This window comes from bacterium (assembly GCA_030583725.1).
GTDB lineage: Bacteria > Patescibacteriota > Microgenomatia > UBA8517 > UBA8517 > JAUYMM01.
On sequence record CP129472.1, the window covers coordinates 231,057 to 243,369 of the forward strand.

Here is a 12,313-nt window from a genome sequence, read left to right on the forward strand (position 1 = left end):
TTTACTGTATTATACTTTATATTGGTATAATTCTCATATGGATTGGATTATAAAAGAAGTTAAAAAATTAAAAGACCAAAATCTTTATAACAATATTCTCACTCTAGAAAGTGCTGTAGACGGAATAGTTACTATTAATGGTAATAAATACTTAAATTTTTGTTCAAACAACTACCTTGGACTTGCAAATAATCCAAAGCTCAAGTCAGAAAGTATTAATGCAATTAAAAAATACGGTATTGGACCGGCAGCTGTTAGAACCATTGCAGGCACAACATCACTGCATAATATCTTAGAAAGAGAGCTTGCAAAGTTTAAAAAAGTTGAGTCTGTAATTACTTTCCAGTCTGGTTTTGTAGCAAACCTTGCTGTAATACCTGCGATAGTTGGCGAAAACGATTTAATCTTTTCAGATGAGTTAAATCATGCAAGTATTATTGATGGTTGCAGACTAAGTAAAGCTCAGGTTATAAGATATGCACATTTAGATATTAAAGACCTAGAGAAGAAATTAAAAAATTCTCCTAATAATATTAAGAAATTGGTTATTACAGACGGCATATTTAGTATGGATGGCGACGTTGCCCCACTTGATCAAATTTACGTAGTAACCAGTAAGTATAAGGCAATATTAATGGTTGACGACGCACATGGCGAGGGGGTACTTGGATCAAATGGTCGAGGAATAGTTGATCACTTTAATCTTCATGGAAAAGTTGATATTGAAGTGGGAACAATGAGTAAAGCTTTAGGAGTTGTAGGTGGAATGGTTGCAGGTAAAAAAGAATTGATTGAATGGTTAACCCAGCGAGCAAGACCTTTTTTATTTAGTAGCGCAATGACAATTCCAGACGTAGCTGCCTGTATTGCGTCAGTCAAGTTATTATCAAAATCTGACAAACTAGTCAAAAAACTATGGTCAAACACAGAATACCTTAAAAAGGGATTAAAGAATATAGGTTTTGATATTGGAAATAGTAAATCTCCTATTATTCCTTTAATGTTGGGGGATTCTAAAAAAGCACAGGATATGAGCAAGGAATTATTCAATAACGGTCTATTTGCCAAAGCAATAGTATTCCCTACTGTTCCTCAAGGAAAGGCAAGAATTAGAATTATGAATTCTGCAGCCCACACTAAAAAGGATTTAGATCGAGCCCTACAGATTTTTAAAAAAGTTTATATAGAATTCTCATGCGTCAAATAAAGAAAAGTGAAAAAGTTCTAATAACTGGTGTTTCAGGAGAAGTTGGATATGGTTTAGTTAAAAAACTTTTTGAGTCTAAAAAATACAATATAATCGCAGTTGACATAAAAACTCCTGAACAAGACATTATTAAAAATACACACAAATTTATAAAAAGTGACATTTTAGATTTTAAAATACTAGAAAGCATTTTTAAAAATAATGACATTGATACAGTGATTCATCTCGCATCAATTCTCTCAACTGGTGGAGAGAAAAATCCAGAACTAGCATCTGACATAAATATAATGGGGACTCTAAATCTATTTAAACTTGCTACTAAATATTCAATCAAAAATAAAAAATCTATTAAATTTATATTTCCAAGTTCAATTGCAGCACATGGTGACCCGATTACGATTTATGGTATTTCAAAGCAGGCCTGTGAAAAAATAGGTGTTTACTATTCAAAACGTTATAAATTATTAGACGTGGAAATTGATAGAAAAAACTTGATAGATTTTAGATGTGTTAGGTTTCCAGGTTTACTATCTCCTGACACCCTCCCATCCGGAGGTACTAGTGATTATGGCTCCGAAATGCTTCATTCTGCAGCACAAAAGAAAAAATACTTTTGTTTTGTTAGACCCAACACAACTATTCCTTTTATGGCGATGGATGACGCCGTCACAATCTTATACCAACTCTTAACTACGGAGAAGGAAAAATTAACACAAAACATATATGAAGTTTCTGGATTTTCAGTTTCAGCAAAAGATATCGAAAAAAAGACCGCGCAGGCCTTCCCAGATGCAAAGATTATTTACAGAATAAACCCAGAAAGACAAAAGATTGTAGATAGCTGGCCAAAAAGAGTGGGGTCAAAAGAAGCAATTTCTGATTGGGGTTACAGCTTGAAATATGATTTTGAAAAAACTTTTTCTAAATATTTAATTCCAAAAATTAGTAAAAAATACGAAAGGTAATTTTTACAAATCCAAAATAGCAGTTGCAAGTTTGTTTGGGTCATGACGCAATAAATGTTCTCTTTTAAGATAAACTGAAAAAGGCTTGCTGACTACTTTAATATTTGGCTCTAGTTTCTTAATTGCTTCGTGATCAATTTCCACCAAACTTTGACCTTCGTCTTTATATATTTGTAAAATCTCAGGGTCAAGATGGTTTCGATTTACCAATAAATAATTAATTCTGTTTGGTAAATCTAAATAGAACTGTATTGTTTTTAGAAAGTCGGAAGCTTTATATCTATCTGTTTCCCCAGGTTTTGTCATTAAATTTAAAACAACAATCAACTTAGCTTTTGACTCAGAAATTGCTTCTCTAACACCAGATACTAACAAATGAGGTAATACACTTGTATATAAGTCGCCTTGAGAAAAAATTATCTTATCAGCATTTTTAATTTCATCTACCAAATCAGGGTTAATATCAGCACTAGAGTCAAAGTATATTCTGCTTATTTTATCATTATGATCATACTCTTTACTCTCAACTCTTAAGTCAATATTTGTTTCGCCGACAATTTTATTACCTTTTTTTGTTTCAGCAACAAGTTCCACTTTCGACATACTTACAGGCATAACTTTGGCCTTTACGTTAAATAAATCGCATTCTGCCTTAATACCTCTGTCTTGCCCACTATATAAGTTATCAAGTCTAGCTGTAAGTAGATTTCCAAAAGAATGCCCCTTCAATGGCCCACTCATGTCTTCTAATCTATCGTCAAACAGCTTTTGAGCCACTTTACGTTGTTTTTCATTAACCATTAGAGCCAAAACACATCTTCTGATATCCCCGGGCGGCAAAACACCGATCTCAGTTCTTAGCCTACCAGAACTTCCTCCACTGTCCCAAGTCCCAGCAACTGCAACAAGTAACTCATTTTGATTTAATTCACGAAGACCTGACAAAAGGTGAAACTGTCCTGTGCCACCGCCAAAGGTGACAATTCTTTGTTTAGATTTAACCATTATAAGTTTTTAAGCCTGTCTATCATTTTGACGTTGGCTTCTTCTAGTTGCTCTGGAGTATTTATTCCTTGCCACTCGCTTGCGTCAGGAAGCGTGTAAACCGATACTTTATCATTATTTTTTAACGCAATTTTAATTAAATCAGGTAAGTAATATTCTTTGGCAATTTTATTTTTGGTGATATTGAAAATGTTTTTGGTAATCCATTTATAGTCAAAAATATACAGTCCGTCATTAACTTCCTTAATTTTCTTTTGTTTGTCAGTTGTGTTTTTGTCTTCAACTATGGCTATTAATTTTCCCTTACTGTTTCTTACCACCCTACCCAAACCAGTAGGGTCGTTTTGGATTAAACTCACAAAAGTCAATGTAGATTTATCTTTAATATGTATTTCAACAACTTTTTTGATAGTTTCTGGCTTATAAAAAGCGCTGTCATCACCATTTATAACTAACAAGTGTTTTGTGTTTGAAGGAATTTTAGGAAATGCATTTAAGACTGCGTTGCCAGTTCCTAGTTGTTTTGGTTGAATTGCATAATTTAAATTTTCTGATAGATATCTCAACAACATACTATTCTTGTACCCAAAAACTGGAACAATGTTTTTAATTCCAGCTTTTCTTAGATTCTCCAATGGGTAGGCAATAATTGGGCGACCAGCAATAAGGTGGAGTGGTTTTGGTAAACTTGATTGCATTCTTTTACCCTTACCCCCTGCCAAAATAACACCAGTTATATCTTGGTATCCGTTAAGCTGGGATACTATAATGTCTTGATCACTCCAAGGGTGCTCATTTATGCCGTCGTAACACATAGACTTTTCATGACCTTTACCAAAAATTCCAATGACATCTCCCCTTCTTGCCTTTGACAGTGCATACGAAATTGCTTCGCCACGTTCAGAAATTGTAAGCCAGTTATTATTTACTGCACCTTTTTTCATTTGTTTAAAAATATTTAATACGTTTTCACTTCTCGGATCTTCTGCAGTGAAAATTGACATATCAGCAAGCGTTGTTGAAATTTTTGACATTTTTGACCTCTTTTTAGTATCTCTTTCTCCTGCACAACCAAAGATAGAAATAAGTCTACCTTTTGTAATTGATTTTAAATATTTTAAGGCAACTTCAAGTGATTCGGGAGTATGAGCAAAATCAACAAAAACACGAAAACTATTCTCGCTTTTTTTGTCTGCAGTTGGATATATTTCTTCTAATCTACCGCTCGGTAGTTTAAATGTTGTTAATGCCTTAATTGCTTTATCCTTTTTAACCCCTAACTCCTCAGTCACCCTTATTGCGGCTTCTGCGTTTAGGTTATTAAACTCTCCTTTTAATATATTAAGTTTGGTTGTTTTAGGACTAATAACTCTAAATTGAGCTGAATTAACAAACATCATCTTTACTCTTTTGTATTCTTTATATGTCTTATGATAATCCAAGTGTTCTGGAGCTATATTTGTTAAAACTGAAATATCAAACTTAATTCCAGAAATTCTACCTTGATCAATACCATGTGAACTAACTTCAAGAACAACATACTCTAAACCCTGTTTGACCATTCTAGATAATTCTTCATTTAGTGTGATAATGTCAGGAGCGGTTGTATGAAAACCCTGAGTAGAAATTGTCGAGATTAAACCTGCCTTTTTACCACTGCTTTTCAAAATATGGTGGATAAGGTGGCAAGTTGTAGTTTTTCCCTTGGTGCCAGTTACGCCTATTACTTTTAGTTTTGAACTTGGATCTTTATAATAATCTTTACACAATTCACCAAGTTTTGCTCTTGAGTCTGGAACTCTTACATATTTTGGGTTTTTAATATCCTTTTGGCCATAGACCACACTTGCACCTTTTTTAATAACCTCATCTATATAATCATGGCCATCAACAGTTAAGCCTTTGATAGCGACAAAAATATCTCCTTTTTTTATTTTTCTTGAGTCAAATTGAATCATTATTTAATCTATTTTTTTCAAAAAAATTTAAAGTTATTGTTTAACAATCGAAGCGCCAAGATTTTTGAGCCTGTTTTCAATATCTTGATAACCCCTGTCAACAACTTCTACATTTTCAATAGTACTTGTTCCCTCTGCAACCAGGGCTGCCAAAATTACAGATATTCCCGCTCTTATATCTTTACAAAACAATCTATCTGCCATTAGCTTTGATGGTCCAGAAACTATTACACGGTGTGGATCGGCTATAAAAATATTTGCACCCATTCCAATTAAGTCATCTACAAAAAACATTCTCCATTCGTACATCCAATCATGGCACAATACAGTACCCTCAGTTTGAGTTGCTAAAACTATAAATGGGCTCATTAAGTCGGTTGGGAAACCAGGCCATGGTCTGGTTTGGAATTTTCGTCTTTTTGCTTTCAAATTTGATGGTAATACTATCAGACTATCTTTTTCTACTTTATACTCTATACCCATATTACTCAGATAATGAAGTATCATATGGTAGTTTTCGGCTTCAAAATTATTTATCTTTATTTTCCCATTTGTAATTGCTGAAGCTATAGCAAAAGTTCCACCTTCAATATGATCTGCCATTACTCTGTGTTCAGCTCCATTCAACTTACCCCCCCTAACACTCAAGGTATTGGTTCCCGCGCCACTTATCTTAGCTCCCATTTTGGTTAACAAGTTTACTAAGTCAGTAACATGTGGTTCAGAAGCGACATCTTCAATAACAACTTCATCACTCATAGATGAGGCCATAATTAACCCCATTTCAGTTGCTGTAACAGAAGCCTCTTCTAGAAATATTCTACCGCCATTTTTTTTGTGCCAATTAAGAAAATATTTTCCGTCTTTTCTCTCAAAGCTAACTCCCATTTTCTGCATCATGGAAAAATGAGTATCAAGTAATCTATCTCCGATTTGATCTCCACCCGGAGGTGTTAAGACTGCTTTACCAAACCTAACAAGTAAGGGAGCTGCCAAAACAACTGATGCGCGGATTCTGGCACACAAATCAGGGTCAGGTTCGTAAGAATTAAGGCCAGATGGGTCGATTTCCAGCACATCACCATCATAATTAACTTTTGCCCCCAGCTTTTGAATAATTTCAAGTAACACTCTAACATCAGCAATGTTGGGAACATTTGTCAAAACTGATTTCTCTTCAGAAGCTAAAACTGCTGGGATTAGTTTAAGAGCGGAATTCTTATTTCCCAAAATATCAATCTCTCCCGAAAGTTTGTTTCCACCTGTAATTAAAAATTTCGCCATATTTAAATATAAGTTAGCAACTTAGACATTTTATCACTTATTATCTTTTTTTACTAAAACAAATCTACCCTGCCCACCACTCCAGTCTACAGTTCCTTTATTTTCTGTTCTATAACCATCTGATTCAGGACTATTATAATCAGTCCATATTCCACCATTCATATCAAAAACAAATACGTGCGCTCGGATAGTCACTCTCTTATTACTTGTCTCAATCATCAAGACACCAGGTTGACCATACTCACCAGTTTTAGACAACTCAAACTTGATTTCTGGTGGTTTTATATTTTTAATAATGTATTTAATTTGCCGCGTATCTGTCATATTTCTAGCTATGTCAACATATGTAACATCTACGCCTTCTCGAGCTTCAATCGTGTATTTATTTATACCAAATACTTTTAAAATCTCGTCTGAAACAAAATGTTCTGTCATACGTATATTTTACCTAATTTTCTGGTTGAATACCAAAAACAACAAAAAGATCACTTGCAATAGAATACCACAAAGGCGCAGCAGTTTCAGATGCCCACTGACTGCTTTGTGGTTCTTTTAAAGTTACAAGCATAATAAATTTTGGCTTATCTGCAGGAGCAAACCCGACAAAGCTGGCAATTGTCTTTTCTGCATCATAATGACCAGCAATAGGAATCTGAGCCGTGCCTGTTTTTCCAGCTATGTTAAACCCCTTAAGGTCTGTCCACTTAGCTTCACCATTTTTTGCGGCCTCAATCATCATTGCAGTTACTTGGTCAGCGGAATCTTTTGATATTACCCTTTCTCTTATAGTATCGTCACTTTTGACCACTCTAGGCATTATAAGATAGCCTCCGTTGGCAATTGCTGATACCGCCCTGATTATTTGTATGGGTGTGGTTGAAACACCCTGTCCAAATGAACTGGTGGCGAGGTCAACAATGTTCCAGGTACCTTTTTTTCTCAAGTTAATATTTGACTCTCCCTGGAGGTCAATGCCTGTTAACTTTCCAATACCAAACTTGCTAAGATAGTCATACATTGTGTCACTACCCAACTTATTGGCTATAAAACTCATTCCTACGTTATCTGAATGCACAAGAACTTCAGTCATTGTGGAGTTGGGGTGATATTCATTATTCCACGTCTTAATAAAATATTTATCCACTTTTAAGGGTCCATCGCATATATCACAGATTGTATCTGGTTTAATTTGACCAGCATCAATTCCCGAAGCCATCACTATAACTTTAAAAATTGACCCAGGTTCGAACGTATCTGAAATTGCTGAATTTTTATAAAAAGATTGATCAAATTCGGAGTATTTTGCTGGATCATATGACGGATATGAACTCATTGCCAAAACTGCACCATTTGACGGGTCCATAATTACTACAGACCCTTGAACTGCACCATATTTTTCTATTGCATCAGACAACTTTCTATCAACCATGTTTTGGATACGTTTATCTATATAGGTGTGTATGTCAGTACCTGAGATTGAAGAGATCTCAGATAAACTACTTGAAATTATTGGCACACCTGATAAATCTTTCTCCCGTTTTACAAAACCATCCTTGCCTGAAAGTAAGATATTATAAAACCCCTCCAGACCAAAATATCCCGTATCTTCTCCATCTTCATTTTTACCAACAAATCCCAATAGTTGTGCAGAGGATGATCCTTCTGGATAGTATCTAGTTTCTTCAGGGTCAAAACCAAGACCTGCAATATTTAACTCTTCTATTCTTTCCTTAATATCATTTGTGACCTTTCTCTTTACAGGAACCCAAACAACTCCTTTTCTAGTCAAGCTTGATTCTAGCCTATATGTTTCATCCAATAGCGCTTGTCTATATTCATCCCTATCTTCAAATTCGTCAACTACAAACAAAGGGGCTAACTGGTTGGCAATTTCTTTTGCGGTCTTGTCTAGTTTTGGCAACTCTGCAAACAACAACCAATTAGTACGCATAACGGCAAGCCATGTACCATCACTCGCATAAATATTTCCTCTCGGGGCAGTTAATGTTTTGTTCCCCTTATATTGGTAACTGGCTTGAAGCTTTAGTTCCTGTCCCTTAACAACTTGCCAATAAAAAAGTCTTGCAATTATGCTTGAAAAAAGTAATATGAATATTAAAAATACAAATTTAAACCTCATCTTATTGAACAGGAAGTTTAGCAAATATATTCTCTGTTTTGAAATAATGTACGTTTGATGGTTTTATAAACCCAGAGTTCTCTGCGTTTTCAACTGAAACCAAACTGGATCCACTGCTAAATATAGCTTCTGACAAATTTCTTTTTAAAACTATTTGTTCCTCAATTTTATTTTCAAGATTAGAAATAGTAGCTCCTCTACCAGCCTGTTCTATACCTAAAAAGACAACAGTAACTAACAAAATTAAGTTTATTGCCCATAAATATTTACTATCTGATAACAAGCCTTGTCTAATTTTTGACATAAGTGTAAAGTTTTGCACTCCTTGATTTTTTGTTTTTATATATTTCATTTTCATTTGGTAATCTTAATTTTAATTTTCCCTTGTTCTTTTCATCTCTCATAAAATCTTTAACTACTTGCTCTTCTGTCGAGTGGAAAACTATTACAGATAGTCTTCCTCCTTTTTTTAACAGGTTATATGCTTTCTTCAAAGCTACTTTTAAATTTTCAAGTTCACTATTTACTGCAATTCTTAAGGCAAGCATTGGCAGCGTTGCCGAATCTATACCAGGCTTATGTGGCATATCAAATGCTGTCTTTTTCAAGTCATTAACCGTTTTATATGGTCTTGTGCTAATTACTCTTTTGGCCCATTTTCTAGACAACCCCAGATCCATTACTTTATTAAACATTTCAGTCAACTGACCAACATTTAAGGCATTTAATAAGTCAGATGCTTTAACTCCCTGTGTTTCAGGGTTTAATCTCATATCAAGCTCCTGATCACCTTCTGTAAACGAAAAGCCCCTGTCATCGTCCATAAGATGTAGATTTGAGACTCCTAAATCTAGAAGTATTCCATCTATATCTGAAAAACCTTTTTCTTTTGCAATTTGATCAATGTCTACAAAATTACCTAAAACTAGTTTTACTTTTTGGTCAGACAATCTTTTTTTAGCTACGCTAAGCATTTTTGGATCAGCTTCAATTCCTAAAACTTGACCACCAGCACTTAAAATGGCTTCGGTGTGACCACCAGTACCCAAAGTACAGTCTATAAATTGTGAACTTGTATTAACGTGCAAACTCTCTATTACCTCTTTAACCATTACTGATTCATGATATTTGCCAGCGGAGCTGGTCAAGATTTTTTCATTTTTCATTTTTCATTTTTCATTAAATTATCTATATACTCTCTAGTAATTTTTTGTAAATCAATTTGTTTTTTATCCCAAACATCTTTTGACCAAATTTCTACTCTATCGACTAGACCTAAAAATACGAGGTCTTTTTGTAAATTGGCATATCCAGCCAAAGATTCAGGAATAATAATTCTTCCTTGTTCATCGGGGTCTGTTTCAAATGCAGAACCCAATATAAACCTTTCGATATTTCTAACTCCAAAATCCTTATTTCTACCACCAACAAGTGAGTTTGAAAGTGTTGTCCAAAAGCTGTTTTGAACTAAGATTAAACAATCCTCATACCACATGGCGAGTATTGGTTTTTCTCCTAATTCAGTTGTAAATTTTTTAGGTACTGCGACTCTTCTTGCGTCGCTTAATACCGCCGAGTAGTTTCCGATTAACATAGTATTTTAATACTGGGCAGGTATTATTCGGTTCGGTCTAATAGTTACTTTCACCAGACTTCACCATTACTAACCATTTTGAAGTTTCTTTCACGCTTTGTCAATACGTAATTTCACAAAACAAAGAGGGTCAAAAGATATCACTCTTAAATTGCTTTTTTAATGCTTATTTGAAGAAAATGTTTTCCGAAGTTACTTGCCAGCCGTCGGCTGTACCTGATGGGAGATCGATTGAGCTAAATATTCCATATGGCCCCGAGACAACTTCACTAACTGAAGACCCAGCAGGTAAACCAAAGGTTTCCATGGTTATAAAGTAAGTACCTTTGACTGGTTTCTCTAAGACATAGGCAAAGTTTTCATCAATAGAGGTTAGTTCTGCTGTATTTGATTGCAAGTGCCACTTTGTTGAAAACTTGGCCAAAAGTTTACCTTTTGAGTCACGTAGCCTGACTGTCAAACTACCATCTACGACACCCTCGTCATATCTAAACTTACCATTTGACTCAGATCCTAGTAATAACTTTTTTTCAAAATTAGTTTCACCATTTAAGTCAACGGTTCCAGGAACACCTTGCGTTCTACCATCTGGCAGGGAGTATAGAAGTTCATAGTCTACAGATACAGCTTTAGCTAATGTTATTTTATCTATCTTTAAAGTAATATAACGACCGTCTTCTGTGGGGGTAAGTGTTGCAAAAGGTCTGTCTTTAAATGCAATTTCAGTTGCTACTTCATCTCCATCAACAGAAGACTTGTTGTTGCTATTTTTAATAAAGACAAAGACAAAAGTAAAAACTAAGAGTCCAATTCCAAGTAAAATTAAGGGAAGGTATTTTTTAAGCATCTAGTTTATTTTGGAAATAATCACTGAGTTTGTCAATAGCTATTCTTTCTTGTTTGCCAGTATTTCTATCACGCACTGTGACTGAATTATCTTTTTCAGTATCAAAGTCAACAGTTACACACCAAGGTGTACCAATTTCATCTTGAGCCGCATATCTCTTACCAATATTTCCCCTATCATCCCAAGTAACCACAAAATTTTTCTTTAAATTTTCATAAATATCTCTGGCTTTTTTAATTAGATCAGGTTTGTTTCCAAGTAATGGGAATACTGCAACCTTGTATGGTGCAATTTTTGGATTAAGTTTAAGATAGACCCTACCTTCATCTTCAATATAAGAATCAATCAGGAAGAAAAGCGTTGCCCTATCTACTCCACCAGAAGTTTCAATAACCCAGGGTACATATTCCTCATTTGTTGTGCCATCTCTGTATTTTAATCCGTGACTACTCAAGTCATAATCTCCCCTGTGATGCACTCCCTCCATTTCACTCCACCCAAATGGAGCTTGGTATTCAATATCTGTTGCATATTTGGCATAATGTGCTCTTTTGTCTGGGGTATGGTCAGCAAAGCGAAGTTTTTTTGCATCTAGCCCTAAGTCTTTATACCAATTCATTCTTATCTCTTTAAACCCTTCATAGGTTTTTTCACTTTCTTTTTCAGAAGGATAGACAAAATATTCAAGTTCCATTTGTTCAAACTCTTTTGACCTAAAAGTAAAATTACCGGGTGTTACTTCATTCCTAAATGCTTTACCTATCTGTGCAATACCAAATGGAATTTTTATCCTTGTTGAATCAACAACATTTTTAAAATTTACAAATACCCCCTGAGTTATTTCACCCCTTAAATAAGACTTTTCCTTGGGTTCTGTGGTGCCCAGTAATACCTCTGTCATAAGGTTGAAGGTTTTTGCCTCGGTCCACTCGACACCGTCGTGCTCATTTTCGTGATTTCTTAAGACATCCAAGTGATCTGCCCTAAATCTTTTGTGACACTCTTTACACTCGACAAGGGGGTCTGAGAAGGCCTTTAAATGCCCCGACTTCTCCCAGACAATTGGATTCATAACAACTGAAGCGTCTATTCCAACAACGTCTTCTCTTCCATATACCATTGTTTTCCACCACTCATTTTTAATATTCTTCTTGAGTTCTACACCAACAGGTCCATAATCCCAAAACCCTTGATAGCCACCATATATTTCACTACTTTGAAATATAAATCCTCTGCGTTTAGCTAGGGATGTAATCTTCTGCATCAAATCCATAACTAGATTATAACAATTTAGTTAATTGATAAACAGCAAC

General features: G+C 34.9%; 12 protein-coding genes. 2 read left to right on the plus strand and 10 right to left on the minus strand.

The window, feature by feature from the left end; genetic code table 11:
- Positions 1–37: 37 nt before the first annotated feature.
- Positions 38–1,207, plus strand: a complete 1,170-nt coding sequence (locus QY322_01345) for a glycine C-acetyltransferase (protein ID WKZ25934.1) — start codon at positions 38–40, stop codon at positions 1,205–1,207.
- Complete coding sequence (locus QY322_01350) at positions 1,195–2,172, plus strand: NAD-dependent epimerase/dehydratase family protein (protein ID WKZ25935.1); 978 nt, start codon at positions 1,195–1,197, stop codon at positions 2,170–2,172. The genes QY322_01345 and QY322_01350 overlap by 13 nt, the downstream gene beginning before the upstream one ends.
- Before the next feature lie 3 nt (positions 2,173–2,175).
- Here the strand turns inward: QY322_01350 and QY322_01355 are convergent, their stop codons facing one another.
- From QY322_01355 to QY322_01400, 10 genes are all read right to left on the minus strand, one after another.
- Positions 2,176–3,177, minus strand: coding sequence for a YvcK family protein (locus QY322_01355; GenBank protein WKZ25936.1), 1,002 nt, complete (start codon positions 3,175–3,177; stop codon positions 2,176–2,178).
- On the minus strand, positions 3,177–5,135 hold the full coding sequence (locus tag QY322_01360) for a Mur ligase family protein (GenBank protein WKZ25937.1): 1,959 nt from the start codon (positions 5,133–5,135) through the stop codon (positions 3,177–3,179). Before QY322_01360 ends, QY322_01355 begins: the two co-directional genes overlap by 1 nt.
- A 33-nt stretch (positions 5,136–5,168) precedes the next feature.
- Complete coding sequence (gene murA, locus QY322_01365; GenBank protein WKZ25938.1) at positions 5,169–6,419, minus strand: UDP-N-acetylglucosamine 1-carboxyvinyltransferase; 1,251 nt, start codon at positions 6,417–6,419, stop codon at positions 5,169–5,171.
- Between the two features lie 33 nt (positions 6,420–6,452).
- Positions 6,453–6,854 carry a hypothetical protein gene (locus QY322_01370; GenBank protein ID WKZ25939.1) on the minus strand — a complete coding sequence of 134 codons (402 nt, stop codon included), beginning with the start codon at positions 6,852–6,854 and terminating at the stop codon, positions 6,453–6,455.
- A 13-nt stretch (positions 6,855–6,867) separates the two neighbouring features.
- Positions 6,868–8,559 carry a penicillin-binding protein 2 gene (locus QY322_01375; GenBank protein ID WKZ25940.1) on the minus strand — a complete coding sequence of 564 codons (1,692 nt, stop codon included), beginning with the start codon at positions 8,557–8,559 and terminating at the stop codon, positions 6,868–6,870.
- Position 8,560: 1 nt separating this feature from the next.
- Positions 8,561–8,863, minus strand: coding sequence for a hypothetical protein (locus QY322_01380; protein ID WKZ25941.1), 303 nt, complete (start codon positions 8,861–8,863; stop codon positions 8,561–8,563).
- Positions 8,850–9,725: a 16S rRNA (cytosine(1402)-N(4))-methyltransferase RsmH gene (gene rsmH / locus QY322_01385; GenBank protein ID WKZ25942.1), complete on the minus strand. Its 876-nt coding sequence runs from the start codon at positions 9,723–9,725 to the stop codon at positions 8,850–8,852. The genes QY322_01380 and rsmH overlap by 14 nt, the downstream gene beginning before the upstream one ends.
- Complete coding sequence (locus QY322_01390; GenBank protein WKZ25943.1) at positions 9,722–10,153, minus strand: cell division/cell wall cluster transcriptional repressor MraZ; 432 nt, start codon at positions 10,151–10,153, stop codon at positions 9,722–9,724. Before QY322_01390 ends, rsmH begins: the two co-directional genes overlap by 4 nt.
- A gap of 166 nt (positions 10,154–10,319) precedes the next feature.
- Positions 10,320–11,000: a hypothetical protein gene (locus tag QY322_01395; protein ID WKZ25944.1), complete on the minus strand. Its 681-nt coding sequence runs from the start codon at positions 10,998–11,000 to the stop codon at positions 10,320–10,322.
- On the minus strand, positions 10,993–12,273 hold the full coding sequence (locus QY322_01400; GenBank protein ID WKZ25945.1) for a glycine--tRNA ligase: 1,281 nt from the start codon (positions 12,271–12,273) through the stop codon (positions 10,993–10,995). Before QY322_01400 ends, QY322_01395 begins: the two co-directional genes overlap by 8 nt.
- Positions 12,274–12,313: the final 40 nt, after the last annotated feature.

What these genes read in the sequence shown, in the direction of transcription:
- QY322_01390 (WKZ25943.1), bottom strand. Translation starts at nt 10,153, where the DNA reads ATGTTAATCGGAAACTACTCGGCGGTATTAAGCGACGCAAGAAGAGTC.
- QY322_01345 (WKZ25934.1), top strand. Translation starts at nt 38, where the DNA reads ATGGATTGGATTATAAAAGAAGTTAAAAAATTAAAAGACCAAAATCTT.
- QY322_01375 (WKZ25940.1), bottom strand. Translation starts at nt 8,559, where the DNA reads ATGAGGTTTAAATTTGTATTTTTAATATTCATATTACTTTTTTCAAGC.
- murA (WKZ25938.1), bottom strand. Translation starts at nt 6,419, where the DNA reads ATGGCGAAATTTTTAATTACAGGTGGAAACAAACTTTCGGGAGAGATT.
- QY322_01400 (WKZ25945.1), bottom strand. Translation starts at nt 12,273, where the DNA reads ATGGATTTGATGCAGAAGATTACATCCCTAGCTAAACGCAGAGGATTT.
- QY322_01350 (WKZ25935.1), top strand. Translation starts at nt 1,195, where the DNA reads ATGCGTCAAATAAAGAAAAGTGAAAAAGTTCTAATAACTGGTGTTTCA.
- QY322_01360 (WKZ25937.1), bottom strand. Translation starts at nt 5,135, where the DNA reads ATGATTCAATTTGACTCAAGAAAAATAAAAAAAGGAGATATTTTTGTC.
- QY322_01395 (WKZ25944.1), bottom strand. Translation starts at nt 11,000, where the DNA reads ATGCTTAAAAAATACCTTCCCTTAATTTTACTTGGAATTGGACTCTTA.
- QY322_01370 (WKZ25939.1), bottom strand. Translation starts at nt 6,854, where the DNA reads ATGACAGAACATTTTGTTTCAGACGAGATTTTAAAAGTATTTGGTATA.
- QY322_01380 (WKZ25941.1), bottom strand. Translation starts at nt 8,863, where the DNA reads ATGTCAAAAATTAGACAAGGCTTGTTATCAGATAGTAAATATTTATGG.
- QY322_01355 (WKZ25936.1), bottom strand. Translation starts at nt 3,177, where the DNA reads ATGGTTAAATCTAAACAAAGAATTGTCACCTTTGGCGGTGGCACAGGA.
- rsmH (WKZ25942.1), bottom strand. Translation starts at nt 9,725, where the DNA reads ATGAAAAATGAAAAAATCTTGACCAGCTCCGCTGGCAAATATCATGAA.